The 19,631-nt window shown below is 70.5% G+C and carries 16 protein-coding genes and 1 pseudogene; 5 read left to right on the forward strand and 12 right to left on the reverse strand.

The annotated features are described in order from the left end of the window. The first annotated feature begins 16 nt into the window (after positions 1 to 16). Complete coding sequence (locus Van01_RS20060; protein ID WP_204009603.1) at positions 17 to 376, forward strand: chorismate mutase; 360 nt, start codon at positions 17 to 19, stop codon at positions 374 to 376. Positions 377 to 518: 142 nt separating this feature from the next. Here the strand turns inward: Van01_RS20060 and Van01_RS20065 are convergent, their stop codons facing one another. The 8 genes from Van01_RS20065 to Van01_RS20100 all read right to left on the reverse strand — a co-directional run bounded on the left by Van01_RS20065 (position 519) and on the right by Van01_RS20100 (position 10,149). Further along, a complete protein-coding gene (locus Van01_RS20065; RefSeq protein ID WP_204009606.1) occupies positions 519 to 1,529 on the reverse strand; it encodes an ABC transporter ATP-binding protein in 1,011 nt (336 codons plus the stop codon). Then, the gene (locus tag Van01_RS20070; RefSeq protein ID WP_204009609.1) at positions 1,522 to 2,559 is read right to left on the reverse strand and encodes an ABC transporter ATP-binding protein; all 1,038 of its coding nucleotides are present in this window, start codon (positions 2,557 to 2,559) and stop codon (positions 1,522 to 1,524) included. The genes Van01_RS20065 and Van01_RS20070 overlap by 8 nt, the downstream gene beginning before the upstream one ends. An 84-nt stretch (positions 2,560 to 2,643) precedes the next feature. Next, positions 2,644 to 3,579 carry an ABC transporter permease gene (locus Van01_RS20075; RefSeq protein ID WP_204009612.1) on the reverse strand — a complete coding sequence of 312 codons (936 nt, stop codon included), beginning with the start codon at positions 3,577 to 3,579 and terminating at the stop codon, positions 2,644 to 2,646. Between the two features lie 72 nt (positions 3,580 to 3,651). Next, on the reverse strand, positions 3,652 to 4,662 hold the full coding sequence (locus Van01_RS20080; RefSeq protein WP_204009615.1) for an ABC transporter permease: 1,011 nt from the start codon (positions 4,660 to 4,662) through the stop codon (positions 3,652 to 3,654). Between the two features lie 100 nt (positions 4,663 to 4,762). Next, positions 4,763 to 6,397, reverse strand: coding sequence for a peptide ABC transporter substrate-binding protein (locus Van01_RS20085; protein ID WP_204009618.1), 1,635 nt, complete (start codon positions 6,395 to 6,397; stop codon positions 4,763 to 4,765). A gap of 419 nt (positions 6,398 to 6,816) precedes the next feature. Continuing rightward, positions 6,817 to 8,103 (reverse strand): thioester domain-containing protein, encoded by a 1,287-nt coding sequence (locus Van01_RS20090; protein WP_239099176.1) that lies wholly within the window; start codon positions 8,101 to 8,103, stop codon positions 6,817 to 6,819. Between the two features lie 94 nt (positions 8,104 to 8,197). Then, positions 8,198 to 8,884 carry a response regulator gene (locus tag Van01_RS20095; protein WP_204009819.1) on the reverse strand — a complete coding sequence of 229 codons (687 nt, stop codon included), beginning with the start codon at positions 8,882 to 8,884 and terminating at the stop codon, positions 8,198 to 8,200. Further along, a complete protein-coding gene (locus Van01_RS20100) occupies positions 8,884 to 10,149 on the reverse strand; it encodes an ATP-binding protein (RefSeq protein WP_204009822.1) in 1,266 nt (421 codons plus the stop codon). The genes Van01_RS20095 and Van01_RS20100 overlap by 1 nt, the downstream gene beginning before the upstream one ends. A 173-nt stretch (positions 10,150 to 10,322) precedes the next feature. Here Van01_RS20100 and Van01_RS20105 point away from each other — a divergent pair, with 173 nt between their 5' ends. From Van01_RS20105 to Van01_RS20115, 3 genes are all read left to right on the forward strand, one after another. Next, complete coding sequence (locus Van01_RS20105) at positions 10,323 to 12,122, forward strand: PspC domain-containing protein (RefSeq protein ID WP_239099177.1); 1,800 nt, start codon at positions 10,323 to 10,325, stop codon at positions 12,120 to 12,122. Next, on the forward strand, positions 12,119 to 12,556 hold the full coding sequence (locus tag Van01_RS20110) for a hypothetical protein (protein WP_204009621.1): 438 nt from the start codon (positions 12,119 to 12,121) through the stop codon (positions 12,554 to 12,556). Before Van01_RS20105 ends, Van01_RS20110 begins: the two co-directional genes overlap by 4 nt. 182 nt (positions 12,557 to 12,738) lie before the next feature. Continuing rightward, on the forward strand, positions 12,739 to 13,986 hold the full coding sequence (locus Van01_RS20115) for a phosphatidylserine decarboxylase (protein WP_204009632.1): 1,248 nt from the start codon (positions 12,739 to 12,741) through the stop codon (positions 13,984 to 13,986). A gap of 75 nt (positions 13,987 to 14,061) precedes the next feature. On the opposite strand, the gene Van01_RS20120 is transcribed toward Van01_RS20115, so the two are convergent. The 3 genes from Van01_RS20120 to Van01_RS20130 all read right to left on the reverse strand — a co-directional run bounded on the left by Van01_RS20120 (position 14,062) and on the right by Van01_RS20130 (position 17,361). Next, positions 14,062 to 15,009 carry a CDP-alcohol phosphatidyltransferase family protein gene (locus Van01_RS20120; RefSeq protein ID WP_204009826.1) on the reverse strand — a complete coding sequence of 316 codons (948 nt, stop codon included), beginning with the start codon at positions 15,007 to 15,009 and terminating at the stop codon, positions 14,062 to 14,064. A gap of 340 nt (positions 15,010 to 15,349) precedes the next feature. Continuing rightward, a complete protein-coding gene (locus Van01_RS20125) occupies positions 15,350 to 16,282 on the reverse strand; it encodes an NUDIX hydrolase (protein ID WP_204009828.1) in 933 nt (310 codons plus the stop codon). Between the two features lie 131 nt (positions 16,283 to 16,413). After that, the gene (locus Van01_RS20130; protein WP_204009634.1) at positions 16,414 to 17,361 is read right to left on the reverse strand and encodes an NUDIX hydrolase; all 948 of its coding nucleotides are present in this window, start codon (positions 17,359 to 17,361) and stop codon (positions 16,414 to 16,416) included. 144 nt (positions 17,362 to 17,505) lie between these two features. Between Van01_RS20130 and Van01_RS20135 the strand changes: the two are divergent. Next, a pseudogene (locus tag Van01_RS20135) lies at positions 17,506 to 17,838 on the forward strand (PspC domain-containing protein); the annotation flags it as partial. Positions 17,839 to 18,052: 214 nt separating this feature from the next. Here the strand turns inward: Van01_RS20135 and guaA are convergent. Next, entirely contained in the window at positions 18,053 to 19,609 is a 1,557-nt protein-coding gene (gene guaA, locus Van01_RS20140; RefSeq protein WP_204009649.1) for a glutamine-hydrolyzing GMP synthase, read from the reverse strand. Between the last annotated feature and the right edge of the window lie 22 nt (positions 19,610 to 19,631).

Here is a 19,631-nt window from a genome sequence, read left to right on the forward strand (position 1 = left end):
CGAGAGGTACCCGAAGATGACAGACGTGATGGAGCAGAACGGCGGCGCGAACGGGTCCGGCGCGATCTCGAACGGGGCCGGTACCACAGGTCCGACGGGTAGCGTCCCGGCCACCGGCACCACCGAGCCGGACGCCGCCAACCGGATCGCCGAGATCCGGGTACGGATCGATGAGATCGACAGCTCGCTCATCGAGCTGTGGCAGGAGCGGGCAGCGCTCTCCCGTGAGGTCGGCGCGACCCGGATGGCCTCGGGCGGCACCCGGCTCGTCCTCTCCCGCGAGCAGGAGATCCTGGAGCGGTTCCGGGCCGCCCTCGGCGCGGACGGCACCCAGCTCGCCCTGCTGCTCCTCAGAGCCGGCCGCGGTCCCCTGTGACAACCCCGTTGGTGTGGGCGTGAGCGGGACGTGGACCGGGGCGCCGGCTGCTGGTGACGGCCGACGCCCCGATCACTGAGGAGGCACTACCTTCACCGCCGCTCCCGCTGCGGATGGACGGGAGCCGGCGGCGTCTGTGGGGCTACTCCGTCGCGTGCACCACGTCGCGTACCTCGGCGAAGTGGCAGGCGCTCGGATGGCCCGACTTGTCCCGGACCTCAAGCGTCGGCTGCTGCTCGGCGCAGATGTCCTGGGCCTTCCAGCACCGCGTACGGAACCGACAGCCCGACGGCGGGTTGGCCGGCGACGGCACGTCACCGGTCAGCACGATCTGATCCCGGAGCCCGCGCAGCTTCGGATCGGGCACCGGCACCGCGGACAGCAGCGCCTGCGTGTACGGGTGGGTCGGCTTGTCGTAGATCTCGTCCTCGGTGCCGATCTCGATGATCTTTCCGAGGTACATGACCGCGACCCGGTCGGCGATGTGCCGGACCACCGACAGGTCGTGGGCGATGAAGATGTACGACAGCCCGAGTTCCGCCTGGAGCTTCTCCAGCAGGTTGATCACCTGGGCCTGGATGGAGACGTCGAGCGCGGAAACCGGCTCGTCACACAGAATGATCTCCGGGTTGAGCGCCAGCGCCCGGGCGATGCCGATGCGCTGCCGCTGGCCGCCGGAGAACTGGTGCGGGTACCTGTTGATGTGGTCCGGGTTGAGACCGACCAGATCCAGCAGTTCCTGCACCTTGGCCCGCCGCTTGCCCTTCGGCACCACGTCCGGGTGCACCTCGAACGGCTCGCCGATGATGTCGCCGACGGTCATCCGTGGGTTGAGCGAGGTGTACGGGTCCTGCATCACCAGCTGGATGTTGCGCCGGCCCCGGCGGCGCTCCTCGGCGCCGACCTTCGACATGTTCTTGCCCTGCACGAACAGGTCACCGGAGGTCGGCGTCTCCAGCCCGACGAGCATCCGGGCCAGCGTCGACTTGCCGCAGCCGGACTCACCGACGATGCCGAGCGTCTCGCCCCGCCGCAGTTGCAGGTTGACCCCGTCGACCGCCTGAACCGCACCGTACTGCTTCTTGAAGACGATGCCCCGGGTCAGCGGGAAGTGCTTGACCAGGTCGCGGGTTTCCAGCACCACATCACTCATCGCCCTTGACCTCCTTCCAGAAGTGGCAGGCAGCCGTCCGGCTCGGCGACACCTGGTACAGCGGCGGCGCCGGATCCTGCCGGCAGACCTCCTGCGCGTACCCGCACCGGGGGTTGAAGGCGCAGCCCGGTGGGATGTTCGTCAGCATCGGCGGCAGGCCCTTGATGGCGCTGAGCTCGTGACCCTTGAGGTCCAGGCGCGGGATCGACTCCAGCAGACCCTTTGTGTACGGGTGGGCGGGGCTGGCGTAGATGTCGTCCACGCCGGCTTCCTCGATGACCCGGCCGGCGTACATGACCGAGATCTGGTCCGCCACGTCGGCCACCACACCCATGTCGTGCGTGATCAGCACGAGGCCCATGTTCCGTTCCCGCTGCAACTCGGCGAGCAGCGCCATGATCTGCGCCTGCACTGTCACGTCGAGCGCGGTGGTCGGCTCGTCCGCGATCAGCACCTCGGGGTCGAGCGCCAGCGCCATGGCGATCATGACGCGCTGCCGCATACCGCCCGAGAACTGGTGCGGGTAGTCGTTCACCCGCTGCCTGGCCGCCGGGATCTTCACCAGGTCCAACAGCTCGACGGCACGGGCCTTGGCGTCCTGGCGGGACATGCCCCGGTGCTTGCGGAACAGCTCGGCGAGCTGGAACCCGACGGTGAAGACCGGGTTCAGCGCGGAGAGCGCATCCTGGAAGATCATCGCAATCCGGTTCGCGCGCACCTTGCGGCGCTCCGACTCCGGCAGCTTGAGCAGGTCGACACCCCGGTAGAGGATCTCGCCACCGGTGATGAAGCCGGGCGGGGTGTCCAGGATGCCCATGATCGCCTGAGCGGTCACGCTCTTGCCGCAGCCGGACTCACCGAGGATCGCCCGGGTCTCACCGGCCCGCAGGTCGAAGCTCACGCCGTTTACCGCGCGGGCGATGCCGTTGCGGGTACGGAACTCCACGTGCAGGTCCTTGACCTGCAGCGGCAGCGCGTCCGGGTCGACACCCGCCAGCGCATCGATCTTGACGTTCACATCAGTGCTCATGCCGGCACTCCGCTCGCTCCGTGCCCTCGTGAGGCACCGTCGCCCTGGGCTGATGACTCGCTCGCTGAGACTCGCTCATCGGACTCACCGGAACTTCGGGTCGAGGGCGTCACGCAGGGCGTCACCCATGAGGATGAAGGACAGCACCGTGCCGACCAACAGACCACAGGGGAAGAGCAGCAGCCACGGGTCGTCCAGGAAGTAGACCTGGTGAGTGCTGATCATGATGCCCCAGGACTGCGCCGGCTGCTGGAGCCCGACACCGAGGAAGGTCAACGTGGCCTCGGCGGCGACGAACGAGCCGAGCACGATGGTGGCGTACACAAGCATCGGGGCTATCGCGTTCGGCAGGATGTGCCGGAACATCAACCGGGAGTTGCGGGCGCCGACCGCCTTCGCGGCGTGCACGTAGTCCAGGTCCTTCGACGAGATGACGCTGCCCCGGATGATCCGGGCGATTGTCGGCCAGGCCAGCAGGAACAGCACCGCGGTGATGGTCCAGATGTTCTGCCGCTTGATCACGGTGAGGAACACGATCGCGCCGAGCAGGAACGGCAGCGAGAAGAAGATGTCCATCACCCGGGAGATGACCGCGTCGACCCAGCCGCCGTAGTAGCCGGCGAGCAGGCCGAGCACCCCACCGAACAACACGATGCCGCTGGTCGCCATCACCGCGATCACCATGGACGGGCGGGCACCGTAGATCGCGTGCGCGTAGTAGTCACAGCCCAGCACGTCGAAGCCGAAGGGGTGCTCCCCGCTCGGCGAGACCCGGGACCTGTCGGTGCTGCACGCCCGCGGGTCCTGGCTGGTCCAGAGCTTCGGGAAGGCCGCCATCGAACCGACCGCGAGGATGTACAGAAGGGCGATCACGAAGACCGGGTCGCGCAGCAACTGCCGCCGGGCGTCCGCCCACAGGCTCGCGCTGCGCTCCTTGCCGCCCGGCGCGTCTGTCGTAGGGCCGTCACCGGCCACCGGCGCACCGCCGATGGCGGTGCCCGCGCTCGTCAGGTCACTCATGTCCACACCTCGTTTCGCTCCACCCGGCCACCAGGAACGGTGGGAAGACAAGCGTCCGCCACCGTGGTTCGGTCACTCATAGCGGATCCTCGGGTCGAGCACGGCGTACAGCAGGTCGACAAGGAGGTTGGCGACCAGCACGACAAGCACCAGCATGGTCACCACGCCGACCACCACCGAGGACTCACCGGTACGCGCCGACAACGTCACCAGTCGGCCGATGCCCGGGACGTTGAAGATGGTCTCGGTGACGACCGCGCCGGCCATCGCGGCGCCGATGTCGACGCCGAGGAAGGTGATCACGGGGATCAGCGAGTTGCGGAGCGTGTGCACGCCGATGACGCGCTTGTTGGTCAGACCCTTGGCCTTGGCGGTACGGACGTAGTCGGCCCGGATGTTCTCCATGATGCTGGTCCGGGTGAGCCGGGCGGTGGTGGCGAGCGAGACCGCGCCGAGCACCATGCCGGGAATGATCAGGCTGGCGAACGGATAGTCGGGCTTGAAGCCGGGGCTGAACATGCCAGAGGCGATCACGTCCGGAATCCAGTCCTGGCCACGCAGCACGTTGCCGAACTTGACCCCGACGAACTCCCGGACCACCAGGCCCAGCACGAAGATCGGCACCGAGATGACGAAGACCGTGCTGATCTTCACCAGGTAGTCGGTGAAGCTGCCGCCCCGAAGACCGGCGAGCACACCCGCCGCGATACCGACGACCGCCTCGAACACGATCGCGATGACCAGCAGCTTCAGGGTGAACGGAATGGCATCGGCGACCAGTTCGGTGACCTCCCGCTGGCGCAGGTTGATGCCGAAGTCGAAGTGGAAGAAGATGTTCTGCAAGCGGTCCAGGAAGAGCCCGAAACAGGGGTTGCCCCGCTGGTCGAGACAGGGGTCGGCGTAGCCGAGCCGCTCGGTGATCGCCTGCAGCAGCGCGGGATCCGGCGTCCGGTCCCCGAACAGCGCCCGGACCGGGTTCCCGCTGAACTGGATCGCCAGCGAGGTCATGTAGTGCAGGAGGAACATGGTGCCCAGCACTGTGGGAATGAACTGGAGCAACCGTCGAATGACGTAGCGCCCCATGACGGGGTCTCCTCTCGGCGCTGACGTGGCGGCAACGATCACCCTGTTGGGGTCACCGTTGCCGCCACGTCGTATTACGGCAGGATCAGGAGTCTGAAGCTCAGTTCTGCTTCAGCGAAATCGCACCGTAGTCGGCGTCCGAGACGGCGTTCCAGACGAACTGGTCGACGTTCTCGCTGTAGACCGCGCCAACCTTGTTCCACCACATCGGGATGACCGGCAGGTCCTCGCCGAGGAGGTCCTCCGCCTTCTGGTAGGACGGGATGGCGGCCTGGATCGAGTCGGCCGAGTCACCCTCCTTCATCAGAGCGTCGAAAGCCTCGTTCGTGTAGCCCGAGTTGTTGCTGCCGGCACCGGTGCCGTACAGCGGGTAGAGGAAGGTCTCCATGAACGGGTAGTCCGGACCCCAGCCGAGGCGGAACCCACCGGTGAACTTCTTCTGGTCAGCGGTCTCGAGGTACTCGGCGAACTGCAGGTTGACCTTGAGCTCGTAGTCGATGCCCAGGGCCTCCTTGATCTGGTCACCAACCGCCTGCAGCCACAGGTCGTGGCCGGCGCCGGCGTTGGCCCACAGGATCAGCTTCTCACCGGCCGGCCAGCCGCCAGCCTCGGCGAGCAGCTGCTTGGCCTTCTCGACGTCCTTGGCGCAGTACTTGCAGACGCCCTCACGGGCACCCTCGAAGGTCGGGGCCACGTAGCCGGTCGCCGGGGTGAACCGACCGTCGAAGACCGCGTCGATGATCGACTGACGGTCGATCGACAGCGACAGCGCCTGGCGGATCCGCTTGTCCTTGAAGGTGTCCTGGTACAGCGGCATGCCGACGTAGGTGAAGCTGTCACCCGGCGACTCGTACATCCGGTCGCCGTACTGCGCCTTGGCCTCCTTGTAGCGGGCCGGGGGCAGGGTGTAGAGCACGTCCAGCTCGCCTGCCTGGAAGGCGGCGTAGCCGGCGTCGATGTCGGCGAAGATCCGGTACTCGATGCGGTCCGGCTTGCCCGCCTCGCCCTTCCAGCTCTCGCTGCGGACCAGGTTGATGGCGACGTTGTGCTGCCAGCTACCGTCGATCTTGTAGGGGCCGTTGCCGATCGGCGTCTCGTTGCACTTCGCGATGTCGTCGACGCACGCCTGGGCCATCGGGAAGAAGCCCGGGTAGCCGATCGTGGTCGGGAAACCGGAGAACGGCGCGTCAAGCTCGACGGTGAAGGTCAGGTCGTCGACCTTCTTGAGACCCGACATGGTCTCGGCGGTCGGCGCCGGAGCCTTCTTCGGGCCCTCGCCGTCCGGGTCGGCCGGTGCCACGTCCGCCTTACCGGCGATCCGCTTCATGAAGTAGCCGTTGTTCTGGGCGTTCGGCCCATAAGCGGCGTAGTTCCACGACCGGAGGAACGCGTCGGCGTTGACCGGCTCACCGTTGTCGAAGGTGTAGCCGCTCTTGAGCTTGATCGTCCAGAGCTTCTGGTCGGTCGACTCGACCGACTCGGCCAGGTCCATCTCGACCGCGGAGGTCTCGGCGTTGTACTTGACCAGACCGCGGTAGAGCTGACGGATCACGTACAACGACGGCTCGTCGTCGCCGCCGGACGGGGTCAGGAACGCCGGCTCGGCGTTGTAGACCCGCAGCGTGCCGCCGGACTCGCCGGCCGACTCGTTGTCGTTGCCACCGCCACTACAAGCGGTAGCCAACATGGCGGTGGCGGTCGCCGCGACCGCCACCTTCAGGAATTTCCCGCGCATGGGAGTGCCTCCTCAGGGCGCTCGGCTCACGAGGGGGTTGTGAGGTGCCTGCAACTGTGACACTCGATGCGCCCAGGCGGGAAGGCGTGTTATCAAGCCGATACCCGCCCGGGACGGGGCCGACATCGACCCGGAGGCGCCTCTTCGGCGCGCCGGAGGCATGGTATGAGCTGCTGGTCAACCAGATTTCCGCGCTCAACCGACCACCGCGTGACGGAGGGGCGACGGCTCCGCGAACCTCCGGAGTATTGACGTGAACCCCACCACTTCTTGGCAATGCTACCCGAAAGTATGAGTCTGATTCCAGACCAGCGGCCGATCGTCGCGGCCGAGGAAAGGACCCTTCTGCCGGAGACGGTCCGACCCCGGATCCTCAGGGTGGGATCCGGGGTCGGACAGGCAGCGCTACGGCGCGGTGATCAGGCCGTGAAGTGGACCCTGCGACGACGCAGCACCAGTACGGTGACCGCGCCCGCGATCAGCAGCACCAGCCCGGCGGCGATCGCGGTGATGATCGGCGCGCCGGTCAGCGGCAGACCACCGTCATTCGAGGCCGGCGAGGTGGACGGGGCGGGGCTCGACGGCGACTCCTCGGGAGTGCTCGGCGACGGCTCCGGCGACGGGGAGTCCGTCGGGGTGGACGGGGTCGGCTCCGGCGTCGTCGGCTCGGGCTGAGGGCTGCTCGGCTGCGGCGATGGCGCCTCGGTGAAGGTGGCAGCCGCCGTGGCGGTCACCGTGGCACCGGTGCTGCCGCCCAGGATCAGCTTCTGCGCCGCCTTGCGCCCGGTGTAGAGGAACACCCGGCCGTAGGAGACCGAGTCGGCCGCGGACGCGGTCACGCTGACCTCGCCGGCACCCTCGGCGGTCAGCCAGAACTGACCCCCGTTGCTCGCGGTCGCCACCGGCGCACCTTCGGCGTCGACAGCGGTCCCGCCGGTGACCACAAGCGTGATCTCCCCTGCCGGTCCCTTCACGGTGAAGGGACCGGCCTTCTCGCCGACCGTCGCGGTGGCCGTGGTCGGGTCGATGCTCAGCTCGGCCTTCGGCTCGGGCTGGTCGGTGGCGTTCCCGACCAGGTAGTCGTGGACCTTCTTGATCACGTCGTACTTCGGCTTGCTGATCAGGCCACGTCCGGCGGCCCAGTCACCGAGCACGATGCCGTCGCTGAAGTGCCACACGGCGGTCTGCGTGCCGAAGTAGAGCAGGTTGAGGCTCTCCTGCTCGTTCGTGCCGGCGGGCACGACGGCACCGGCGGCGGACAGCAACGCGGCCGGGTCGGCGTTGGGGTGACCGTGGGTGAGCACCCACTGCACCTTCGCGAGGTTCTTCACCTGGGACTCGTCCCAGGTGCCCTCCTGGTAGGTGCCGTCGATGGCGACGTTCGTGTGGTAGTCGATGCAGAAGGCCGGTACGCGCTTACCGTCGATCTCGATGGCCAGCGCGGAAGTCCGCTTGACCTTCCCGTCGAGCAGCAGCTTGACGCTGGTGCCAGGTACCGCCTTCGCCACGCCGGTGGCCGGGTCTTCGGCAGCGGCCGGGGCGGCGGCGGCGAGTGCCAGCGCGCCGCCGGTGACGGCTGCGAGCGCGATCCGCGCCCAACGCCGTCCTCGTTGGTTGATCATGAGTTTCGTGCACCTCTCGGGCAGGGAGTGACCCGCGTACGCGCGGGCGGCCGGAGTACGCCGTTCCCGCGGGATGAGCGGCATCCGCACGCAGGGAAGGCGAGGGGCATTATCAACCGCGCCTTGATCACATGTCACGCCCTGGGGCCAGATTGGCCACTTATGCCGGAAAGATCGGTTATACCAGGCGCCGGTCCGCCGCCCAGCGGGACAACTCGTACCTGTTGGACATCTGGAGCTTGCGCAGCACGTTCGAGACGTGGGTCTCGACCGTCTTGATCGAGATGTACAGCTCCCGGGCGATCTCCTTGTACGCGTACCCCCGGGCGAGCAGCCGCAGCACCTCGCGTTCCCGGTTGGTCAGCTGGTCCAGCTCCGGATCGGCGACCGGAGCGTCCGGACGCGCGGCGAAGGCGTCCAGCACGAAGCCGGCCAGGCGCGGGCTGAACACCGCGTCGCCGTCGGCCACCCGCCGGATCGCCGCGGCCAGCTCGTCCGGCGAGATGGTCTTTGTGACATAGCCTCGGGCACCGGCCCGGATCAGCCCGATCACGTCCTCGGCCGCGTCGGAGACGCTGAGCGCCAGGAATCGCACCTGGGGATGGCTGCGCCGCATCGCCTCCAGCACGGCGCGGCCACCGCCGTCGGGCATGTGCACGTCGAGCAGGACCACGTCCGGAGCGGTGGCCGCGATCCGGCTGACCGCCTCGGTCACCGTGCTCGCCTCACCCACCACCTCGACGTGCGCGCCGAGTTCGGCGCGTACCCCAGCTCGGAACATGGCGTGATCGTCGACCAGGAACACCCGCAGCCGCCCGGGCCCGGTGCCTTCCGGTTCGACGGGTGGCGTCGACTGCTCGGCCATCATCTGTCCCTCTCCGCCGTGGCCGAATCCCGGGAGATCGGCAGGATCAACCGGACCTCGGTCCCCTCTCCAGGCCGGGAGCGGATCTCCGCCCGGCCACCGTGCCGCTTCATCCGCCCGACGATCGAGCCTCGGACACCGTGCCGATGGTCCTCCACCGTATCCGGGTCGAACCCGACACCCCGATCCCGTACGAAGACACTTACCTGTTCGGGCTCGACCTCCGCGTAGAGCGAGACGGTCTGCACGCCGGCGTGCCGCGCTGCGTTCACGAGCGCCTCGCGGGCGGCGGCCACGATCGCGCCGACCCGCTCGTCGGTTTCCCGGTCGCCCACCACGACCGCCTCCACGGTGATCGCGAAGGTGTCCTCCACCTCGGCAGCGGCCTGCTCCAGCGCGGCGGCGAGGCGCTCCGTGGGTGACGCGGTGGACTTGTACAGCCAGTTGCGCAGCGAGCGCTCCTGCCCCCGGGCGAGCCGCTGCACCGTCTTCACGTCACTGGCATTGCGCTGGATCAACGCGAGGGTGTGCAACACCTGGTCGTGCACCATGGCCGCCAGCTCGGCCCGCTCCTGCTCGCGGATGCGACCCTCACGCTCCGAGCGCAGTTGGTTCCAGGTACGCCAGAGCACCGGCGCGGCAACCACCCCGACACCGGCCAGGCCGACCAACGCGAAGATCACTCCGTTGATCACCGCGTCGAGGTTCTGCGCCGGGGAGTAGACCGCGGCCACCCCGATGATGCCGACCGCGACCAGCACCCCACCGCCGACGAAGCGGAGCACGAACGCCCGCCTGTCGCTCTCCTCTATCACCGCGCCGAGCCAGGGCACGGGCATCGACTCGCCCCACTGCCGCCGCCGCTCGGGCGCGGACTGGTGCCAGATCACCCCGGCGCCGACCGCGATGATGGCGACCAACCAGCCCGCGGTGCCGGCCGCGCCCACCGAGTCGAAGACCATCACCTGGATCAGCAGCACACCGAGCCCGATGGCCACGAACGGCAGTAGCTGGCCGACGTCGCGACGCGGCGGTACCGCGGTGTCACCTGGCCGCAGCGGCACGACAGCCCAGAAGGCCGCGTAGAGCAGCAGGCCCAGGCCACTCAGCCCGAGCAGCACCATGAAGGCGATCCGGACCCGGACCACCGGAACGCCGAGGTGCTCGGCGATGCCGGCGGCCACCCCGGCGCCCATCCGGTGCTCCGGGGCTCGATAGAGGCGGGGTGGTTGACTGCTGCTGCTGATCGCGAGCTCCCTGGTCAGGACCGGTCGGGCCGGCTGAGAGGCGAGATTTCCGGCGCTGGTCCGATCGTCACACGCGGCGCGGCCACCCGACCACGGGGACGCCCCCGACATTCGAGCGGCCCGGATCTCAGGGTGGGGTCAGGGTCGCTGCCGGAGGACGCTGGGGCGTCGGGCGCAGCAGGATCGAGGGCATGACCGACGACGCTGCCCAGCCGTACCGGCCGGGGCCGACCGAACCGGAGCCGACGCCTCCGGCGGCCACCCGGCCGGCCGTACCCGAATCGCCAGGTGCCGAGGCGGACGACCTGGCCGCGCCGGAGGGTGGGCGGACGCCCACCGGCGGCGCGGCGTGGGACGACACGCCTCCACCCGTCGCCGCCGCGGCACCGCCCGCCGGCGAGCGGGCATGGGACGGCACCACCGCACCACCATCCGCCGGGCCGGGGGGGCCGGGCGGGCCGGGTGGAACGGGTTGGCCGGGCGGGTACGGCGGAGCCGGCGGGCCGGACCAGCACGGTGGAACGGGCGGGCCGGGGTGGCCGGGCGGGCCGCCGCCGGGGGGCGGCCCAGGCGGCCCCTTCGGCGGTGCCGGCTTCACCTCCCGGTACGGGCTGGTCCGGCCCAGGGAGGGCCGTTACCTGGCCGGCGTCTGTGCTGCCGTCGGCCGGGCCACCAACACCGACCCCGTCCTCTGGCGGGTGCTGCTGGCGGTCCTGGGCTTCTTCGGCGGCGTCGGAATCCTGGTCTACGTCGCCGCCTGGTTGATCATTCCGGGCGAGGGTGACAGCGCCTCGCCTGTCGAGTCCATGCTGGGCCGGGGACGTTCCAGCATGTCCCCGGTCACCGTGATCATCCTCAGCGTCGTGGTCGCGGTGGGCTTCGGGTTCGTCGTCACCGACGCCTTCCGCGCGGTACTGCTCGGCGCGGCCATCCTGGTCGGCGGCGCGCTGATGCTCAACCGTCAGCAGCGCGAGTCCCGTCCCGAGTCGACGGGGACCGGGCCGGGCGTGGGTGTCCCCGCGAGCCCACCCCCGCCACCGGGTCCGGTGCCACCCGTCAGTTACCCCGGGCCGGCCGCCTACCCGGCGGCGTATCCGGAGTTCGGCCGGACCGCGACCGTCGCACCGCCCGCGTTCCCACCACCCGGTCCGACCTCCGGCGTCCCCTCGGCACCACCCGTGCCGTCGGCGCCGGGCGGGGCTGAGGAGCCGACAACGCAGCTGCCGCCGGCACCGTCCTGGCCGACGAGCGCCGCGGCGACGGGCCCGCCGATCACCTCACCGACCTACCGTCCCCCGTTCGCCCCGCACGGCCCCTATGCCGGGCCGCCGAAGGTTGCGCCGCCACCACCGCCCAGGTCGAAGCCACCCCGCAAGCCCCGGGAACGTTCGGCCCTGGGTGCGGTGACCTTCTCACTGATCTTCGTCGCGCTGGGACTGGTGGGTGTTCTCGACCTGCTTGACGTCTTCGGGATCGGCGCGTCGGCCTACTTCGCCGCGGCACTCGCGGTGATCGGTCTCGGCCTGCTGGTGGGCACCTGGTTCGGGCGGGCCCGCTGGCTGATCGCGCTCGGTCTGGTCACCGCCGCCGCCCTGGCCGTGGTCACAGTCGTCGAGTCCTACGACCGGGTACGCGGAGTCGACGGCGCGGTCACCTGGGCGCCGGCCAGTCACCGTGAGCTCGCCGTCCGGTACGAGCAGAGTTTCGGTGACGCGGTGCTCGACCTGCGGGCTATCGACTTCAGCCAGCAGGACACGGAGGTCACAGTCGCCATCAACTTCGGCGAAGCCACAGTGGTGCTGCCGCCGAACGTGGACGTCACGGCGGTGGCACAGGTGACCGCCGGTGACGCGAACGTCCTCGGCCAGCGGACGCAGGGCATGGACAACCGACTCGCGGACATCGTCGACCTCGGCCCGGACGGCGTCGGCGGCGGAAAGCTGCGCCTGAACCTGCACGTCAACGCCGGACAGATGGAGGTGACCAGGTGAGGGCCCACCGTACCGACCTGGTGTCGTTCGCCTTCGGGCTGCTCTTCCTCGCACTCTCCGCCTGGTGGCTGCTCGCCCAGGTGCTCGGTCTCGTGCTGCCGCCTGTCGGCTGGTTCCTGGCCGGTGGCCTGATCCTGGTCGGCGGGCTCGGCCTGGTCGGTGCGCTGCGCTCCGGCCGGGTCAACGGACGGCCGGCACCGGCCGACTCCCCTCACGGCACCGGCCGGGACACCTCGGCGGCGGGTGATGACGCCTCGGCACCGGATGCCGGGGACACCGCCGTCGACCCGCTTGCCGACCCGGCGGAACCCGAAACCCCGACCCCGGCCCGCCCGGAGGCACCAGCAACAGGCGAGTCGCCGGAGGACCGTACGCTCGATCTGTTCGGCGGGGACGACGCGCCGCCGCCCGGACGGTCGGGGCGCGACGCCTGACCGTGCGGTAGCTGTCGCTCGCCGCCTATGCTGGCCGGTGTGCTCCCGCCAGCGCCGGCCGGCCCGCGCCGCAGGGCACCCCGCGCGGGTCGCCGGCTCGCGCGGGCCGTCCGTGGTCGGGCCGTCCGCGCCGGCGGTGACCCTCGCGTCAGTCGCCTCTACCCGTCAGGAGCCCGTTCGAGATGACCCAGTCCCCCGCCGTGCGTACGCCCGACCGATCCGGTCCGGTCCGCCTCGGCGAGCGCGCCGCCCGTACCCTCGTCTCCGAGCTTGCCCGGATCAACGACCCGAAGGCCGCTCTGCTGGTCGGCGCGGCTCCGGAGTCCGCGGTGCTGACCGCGGCGATCGAAGCGATGCTGCCCGGCGACACCCTCACCGTGGTACCCGCCGAGCAGGTCAGCGCCACCACGCTGCGGGAGCACGTCAACGCCCAGGGCCGCTGGGTCGCCGAGCGGGTCCGGGTCGTGGACAGCCTCGCCGAGGCGGAGACCGCAGCGGTGGTCATCGCCGCCGAGGCGTTCACCGGCACCGCCGACGAGGCCCGGACCACCATCGGAGCCCTCACCAAGTACCTGGCCGACGGCGCGGTGCTGAGCGTCGCCACCCCCGTCGTCCGGACCGCCGGCGCCGCCGCCGAATTGGACCGGCAGGGCGCGCTGTACGGCGTCGGCAACGACCTGGTGCTGCGCAACAACCCACCGGTACGCGTGTACCGGCTCCGCTTCACCCCGGCCGACGCGGCGGCGGCGGAGCAACTCGCTCCCGCTTACCGGCCGTCGAGTGTGCCGCTCAGCCGCGACATGCACATCGACTCAAACGGGGTCACCGCCGCCGGCATCGCCCTCGGGCTGGCCGCGCTGACCCGCCTGGCCCGACCGAAGTCGAAGCTCTGGCTGCTGCCCGCGCTGGCCGCCGCGCCGGTGGCTGCCTTCTTCCGGGACCCGGAGCGGGACGTGCCGGAGGACCCGTCGGCAGTGGTGGCCGCCGCCGACGGGCAGGTGCTGTCGGTGCAGCGCCTCACCGACGAGCGTTTCGGCGACAGCGAGTTCCTGCGGATCGCGGTCTTCCTGTCGGTGCTCGACGTACACGTCAACCGGTCCCCGGTGGCCGGCAAGGTGGTCGACTACTTCGTCGCCGACGGCGGGTTCGTCAACGCGATGAAGCCGGACGCGGAGCACAACGTGGCCGCCTACACGGTGCTGGACACCACGCACGGCACCGTGGTGGTGGCCCAGCGCACCGGCCTGATCGCCCGCCGGATCGTGCAGCGCGCGCCGATCGGCGCGTTGCTGGCCCGTGGTGAGCGGTTCGGGCTCATCCGCTTCGGTTCGCGTACCGACGTTTACCTGCCGGCGGACGCCGCGGAGCCGCTTGTCGGGCCGGGCGACAAGGTGATCGGTGGATCGAGTGTGATCGCCCGCTGGCGCTGAGACCTGGCGGTACCGGCAGTCCAACTCGAAAGGGCGTCGCGGCCTGGCCGCGACGCCCTTTTCGTGGTTTCCGGCTCAGACGATGGTGCGCCGCTGGCGCAGCCAGAGCACCGGGCCGCTGACCAGGTAACCGACCACGATCAACCCGAAGGTGAGCCGGACGTCGATCAGGGCACCGATCACCGGAGCGAGCCAGACCCACGGCGGCAGCTTGACCAGGCGGGCGAGCTTCGCGTACGGGAAGCTGCTGACCATGGTGAACGCGAGCAGGGCCACCCCGGCGATCTGCACCGCCCCCGGCACCGGCATGCCGATCACCACCATCAGGGCCAGCACGGCGGCGGCCATCGTGGTGGGTACGCCGGAGAAGAACCGCCCGTCGTTCGGCGAGACGTTGAACCGTGCCAGGCGGATGGCGGCGCAGGCGGCGACGAGCGCGGCGGCCACCGCGGCGGCGGCTGTCGGCGCGGAGCCGGCCAGCGACGCGTAGACCACCACGGGTGCGGCGAGCCCGAAGGAGCACATGTCGGCGAGCGAGTCCATCTGGGCGCCGAACGGGCTGGACACCCCGAGCTTGCGGGCCAGCGCGCCGTCCAGTCCGTCGAACGCGACGCAGGCGATCAGGAGGAACGCGGCCAGCCGCACCTCGCCCTGCATGGCGACGAAGATCGCGTTGATGCCGAGCAGCAGGCTGGCCAGGGTGCAGGCGTTGACCAGGGCGAACTTCATCCGCCGGGCCGGAGTACGCTCACCCGGCAGCAGCGGAGCCGGTGTCGCTGTCGACTCCGGCAGCACCGTAGCCGGCGCGACGGGCGGGTTGACAGTCACCGGACCGACCAGCTGGCTGACCGGGGCGATCGTCTCCATCCCGGTGCGGTGGAACCGCTTGAGGCCGTACCGGCGACGCGGACGGTCCTGGTACCGGGGCTCGGGCAACAGGTCGGTCGCGCCGTGCAGTTCCGCACCTCGGCGGCCGACGCGGACCAGCAGGACCTGGCGGGCGAGGGTGCCACTGCGGCGCAGCGGGCCCGTCCAGCTTCGCCCTGCGGGACGCGGGCTGTCAGTAGTACGACGCCGGCGCCATGGGGCTCTCGGCACGTTTCCTCCATCACCGGATCGGCTTACCGCCGCGTGGGCGGGCGTCCGGCTGTCTCGTGCCGGACCTTCCTGGCCCGGCAGCCGTTTTGCGGAGTACACCATCGCACAGGGGGTGGGGGAATGGCGATAGCTGCCGGCGGTACTTATATCTCCCTTAACCGCGCGAACCGCCGTCTTATTCCCATCCCGGACACCATCGCCCGTTTTCGACCCCTGCCCTGCCTCGACTGTACCGGAGGTCGTCCGTACCGGCTCGGTGGCGAGATCAGCCAGCTCCGCCCACGATGGGCCACCTCGACGACCCAAGGGCCATCTCGGCGATCCCCGTCAACGAGAGATTCGGCAGCTCAGCCCGGGTGAACCAGGCAGCACGAGCAGTGGAACCGCCGGCCAGTTCGGTCACTGCCGGTTCGGTCGGCGCATCGACAGCCACCCGGTAGACGACCCGGACGCCGTGCCAGTCGATGGGATACCCCTCCGGCCCCAGGGCCGCCGGGTTGTGCAGGTTGTCGACCCCGATCAACTCGGTCACCCGGCCCAGCTGGCCCGATTCCTCGACCAGTTCCCGTAGCAGCGCGGTGACGGGCTGTTCACCGTGATCGGTGCCCCCGCCGGGCAGGTGCCACTGCCCCGCACCCGGATAGCCCTCGGCGATCAGGGTCAGCAACACCCGTTCGTCCGGATCGGTGACCACCCCGTACGCCCCGAAGCGCTGCCGGCGGCGCTCCGCACCGGCACGGGCGAACGGTTCCCGACGGCGCAGCGCACCGGCCGGCAGCGGAACCACAGGCAGGCCGAGAGCCTCGGCGGTGAACGGCAGCACCGGCAGCACCGCCGCCTGGTCCAGGGTCAGCCAACGGGCCAGATCGGTGCTGCCCCCGTGGTCCGCACGCAGCCCGCCGACCGGCGTCACCTCGAACAGCAGCCGATCGGTATGCAGCGCGACACCGAGGTCCGGGTACGGCACCACATCCGCGACGACCGCCAGCAGCCCGGCCACCTCGACGGTCAGCCCGGTCTCCTCGGTCACCTCACGGACCACCGCGTGCGCGGGATGTTCGGCGTGCTCCAGCCCGCCACCCGGCAGCGACCAGACGCCGGGGAAATCCGCGACCGCGGACCCCCGCACCAGCAGCACCCGCCCCTCGGCATCCCGCAGCACCCCGTAAGCCCCCACCCGTCGCACCCGCTCCACCACTCCCACCCGCTCCCGCCCCACCCTCATCCCGCCCCACCGTCGTTGCGTCGATCATGAAGTTATCGCCACGCGCCGTGGCGTGTCAGGGCAATAACTTCATGATCAACGCACGCAGTGGCGGGGGTGGGGGGTCAGGTTAGGTGGGCGGCTTGGACGGCTTCGGCGGTGACCTCGGTGAGGCGGTCGGTGGGTAGGGCGCCCAGTTCCTCCCGGGCGAACCAGCGGGCCTCGCAGGTGGAACCGCCGACGTCGCCGACGGTGGGCGGGGCTGGTTGGTCCACCACCACCCGGTAGAAGGCACGCACCCCGTGCCAGTCGATCGGGTAGCCCTCCGGGCCGAGCGAGGCGGCGTCCCGGTGACTGGCCACCCCGAGCAGCTCGACGAGCCGCCCGGTCTGCCCGGTCTCCTCGACCAGTTCCCGGATCAGCGCCGCGCCCGGCTGCTCGCCGTAGTCGGTGCCGCCGCCGGGCAGGTGCCAGCAGCCCGCGCCCGGGTAGCCGTCGGAGACCCGGGTCAACAGCACCCGCCCCTCCGGGTCGGTGACCACTGCGTACGCGGCGAATCGCTGTGCCCGGTGCAGCCCGTCCGGGCCGGGCACCGCGTAGAAGGAGGGAAACTCCGGTGCCTCGTCGGGCACGATGTCGGCCGACGAAGCGGGCAGCCCGAGGGCCCGGGCGGTGAACGACCGCAGCGGCAACCGCGCCGCCTCGTCCCGGGTGAACCAGCGGGCCAGGTCGGTCGGCCGGTCGACCCGGTCGGTGAGCGAGCCGCCCCGGACCGACACCCGGTAGACCAATCGGTCGGTGTGGATGGTAATGCCCCGCTCGGGCAGCGCCCGCATGTCGGCGAGCACGTCGTGCAGGCCCGCGACGGACACCGACAGGCCGGTCTCGGCGGCGGTCTCGCGGACGACTGTGTGGTGTGGATCCTCGCCGTGGTCGACCGCCCCGCCGGGCAGGGACCACGTGCCGGGGGTGCCGGAGCGCTCCGATGCGCGGACCAGCAGCACTCGGTCTACGGAATCAGTACAGACTGCGTATGCCGCGATCCTGCGCAGCGGCTCCAGCATGGTGGTCACGGGGCCAAATTCTCCCCGCCACCCGTTACCGACGCGGAAAAGAGTCGGATTCCTGACTGACCACTCGCCCCTGAGAGGCAGTTCAGGGTAGGGATCCGGGCGGTCACCGAGGTCGATACGCTCTGCGACGAGGACCGTGGAGACATGACCTCCACACCTCACGCTCCGTACCGTCAACTGCGCCGCCCGACCACCGACCGGATGATCGCCGGTGTGGCCAGCGGCCTCGGCCGCTACTTCGCCGTCGACCCCACGTTGATTCGCGTGGCCTTCGCCGTCGTCACGCTGGTGACCGGCGGGATCGCCGCCCTCGCGTACCCGATCATGTGGTTCCTGATGCCCGAGGAGCCGGCCGGCGCACCCGCCTGGCCGCACCCGGCGCCCGGCGCACCGCACGGCTCCGCCGCCCCGCCCGCCGCCACACCGCACCCCGCCTGGCCGTTCCCCGGGCCGACCGGTCCGGTGCCGCACGCCGGACCGCCGGCACCCACCACCTGGCCGCCGGCAGCCACCCCGCCCGCGCCGGTCCCGCACCCCGACGTTCCGCCCGCGCGACCTGAACCGTCGGCACCCGCCGACACCGGACCTGCACACCCGGACACCACGCCAGATGCCGGGACGACGCCGGAGCCGGAGCCGCGACCGGCGCCTCAGCCGCCAGCGTGAGGCGTCGCTCCGACGGGCAACCGCGTCACTCCCACTCGATGGTGCCCGGTGGCTTGCTGGTGACGTCCAGCACCACCCGGTTGACCTCGGCCACCTCGTTTGTGATCCGGGTGGAGATCCGGGCGATCACGTCGTAGGGCAGGCGGGACCAGTCGGCGGTCATCGCGTCCTCGCTGGAGACCGGGCGCAGCACCACGGGATGCCCGTAGCTGCGCCCGTCACCCTGCACACCGACGCTGCGCACGTCGGCCAGCAGCACCACCGGGAACTGCCAGACGTCCCGGTCGAGGCCGGCGGCGCTGAGCTCCTGGCGGGCGATGAAATCGGCCCGGCGGAGCACGTCCAGCCGCTCCTGGTCGACCGCCCCGATGATCCGGATGGCCAGGCCGGGGCCGGGGAACGGGTGTCGCCAGACCATCGCCTCGGGCAGCCCGAGCTGGAGGCCGAGCGTACGGACCTCGTCCTTGAACAGCGTGCGCAGCGGCTCGACCAGGGCGAACTTCAGGTCCTCGGGCAGGCCGCCGACGTTGTGATGGCTCTTGATGTTTGCGGTGCCGGTGCCGCCACCGGACTCGACCACGTCCGGGTAGAGGGTGCCCTGCACCAGGAACTCGACGTCGCCGTGGGAGGCGATCTCCCGGGCGGCGGCCTCGAAGACCCGGATGAACTCCCGGCCGATGATCTTTCGCTTCTGCTCCGGGTCGGTCACCCCGGCCAGCGCGCCGAGGAACCGGTCGGCCGCGTCGACCACCTTCAGCTTGATGCCGGTGGCCGCGACGTAGTCCTTCTCCACCTGCTCGGCCTCGCCCGCGCGCAGCAGGCCGTGGTCGACGAAGACGCAGGTCAACTGGTCGCCGACGGCCTTGTGCACGAGCGCAGCGGCGACCGCCGAGTCCACTCCACCGCTGAGGCCGCAGATGACCTCCTTGTCGCCGACCTGCTCGCGGATCCGGGTCACCTGCTCGTCGATGATGTTCTCGGCCGTCCAGGTCGGCTCGATCCCGGCGATCTCGTAGAGGAAGCGGGTCAGCATCTCCTGCCCGTGCGCGGTGTGCCCCACCTCCGGGTGGAACTGCACGCCGGCCCGGCGGCCGGACAGGTCCTCGAACGCGGCCACCGGCGCACCTGCCGATTCGGCGGTCACCGTGAAGCCCTCGGGCGCCTCGGTCACGCAGTCTCCGTGACTCATCCACACCGGCAGGTCGGCCGGCAGGTCGCGGAGCAGTACGCCCGGGTCGAGCAGGCGGGGACGCAGCGGGGTGCCCCCGTACTCGCGACCGCCGGTGCGCGCCACAGTGCCGCCGAGGGAGCGGGCCATCGCCTGGAACCCGTAGCAGATGCCGAAGACCGGCACGCCCGCGGTGAACAACCCGTCGTCGACCTGCGGCGCACCCGGCTCGTAGACGCTGGCCGGGCCGCCGGACAGGATGATCGCTGCGGGGTTCCTGGCCAGCATCTCGGCCACGGGCATGGTGTGCGGGACGATCTCGGAGTAGACCTTCGCCTCCCGTACCCGGCGCGCGATCAGCTGGGCGTACTGGGCTCCGAAGTCGACCACGAGGACAGGACGCGGCAGGCTCATAGCCGGCAATCCTACCCAGCGT

The sequence above is a fragment of the Micromonospora andamanensis genome, assembly GCF_016863495.1.
Classification (GTDB): domain Bacteria; phylum Actinomycetota; class Actinomycetes; order Mycobacteriales; family Micromonosporaceae; genus Micromonospora; species Micromonospora andamanensis.

Bases quoted from the DNA above. Each gene is read 5' to 3' on its own strand.
- Van01_RS20085 (WP_204009618.1), bottom strand. From the start codon at position 6,397: ATGCGCGGGAAATTCCTGAAGGTGGCGGTCGCGGCGACCGCCACCGCC.
- Van01_RS20070 (WP_204009609.1), bottom strand. From the start codon at position 2,559: ATGAGCACTGATGTGAACGTCAAGATCGATGCGCTGGCGGGTGTCGAC.
- guaA (WP_204009649.1), bottom strand. From the start codon at position 19,609: ATGAGCCTGCCGCGTCCTGTCCTCGTGGTCGACTTCGGAGCCCAGTAC.
- Van01_RS20105 (WP_239099177.1), top strand. From the start codon at position 10,323: ATGACCGACGACGCTGCCCAGCCGTACCGGCCGGGGCCGACCGAACCG.
- Van01_RS20080 (WP_204009615.1), bottom strand. From the start codon at position 4,662: ATGGGGCGCTACGTCATTCGACGGTTGCTCCAGTTCATTCCCACAGTG.
- Van01_RS20095 (WP_204009819.1), bottom strand. From the start codon at position 8,884: ATGGCCGAGCAGTCGACGCCACCCGTCGAACCGGAAGGCACCGGGCCC.
- Van01_RS20065 (WP_204009606.1), bottom strand. From the start codon at position 1,529: ATGAGTGATGTGGTGCTGGAAACCCGCGACCTGGTCAAGCACTTCCCG.
- Van01_RS20060 (WP_204009603.1), top strand. From the start codon at position 17: ATGACAGACGTGATGGAGCAGAACGGCGGCGCGAACGGGTCCGGCGCG.
- Van01_RS20090 (WP_239099176.1), bottom strand. From the start codon at position 8,103: ATGCCGCTCATCCCGCGGGAACGGCGTACTCCGGCCGCCCGCGCGTAC.
- Van01_RS20115 (WP_204009632.1), top strand. From the start codon at position 12,739: ATGACCCAGTCCCCCGCCGTGCGTACGCCCGACCGATCCGGTCCGGTC.
- Van01_RS20075 (WP_204009612.1), bottom strand. From the start codon at position 3,579: ATGAGTGACCTGACGAGCGCGGGCACCGCCATCGGCGGTGCGCCGGTG.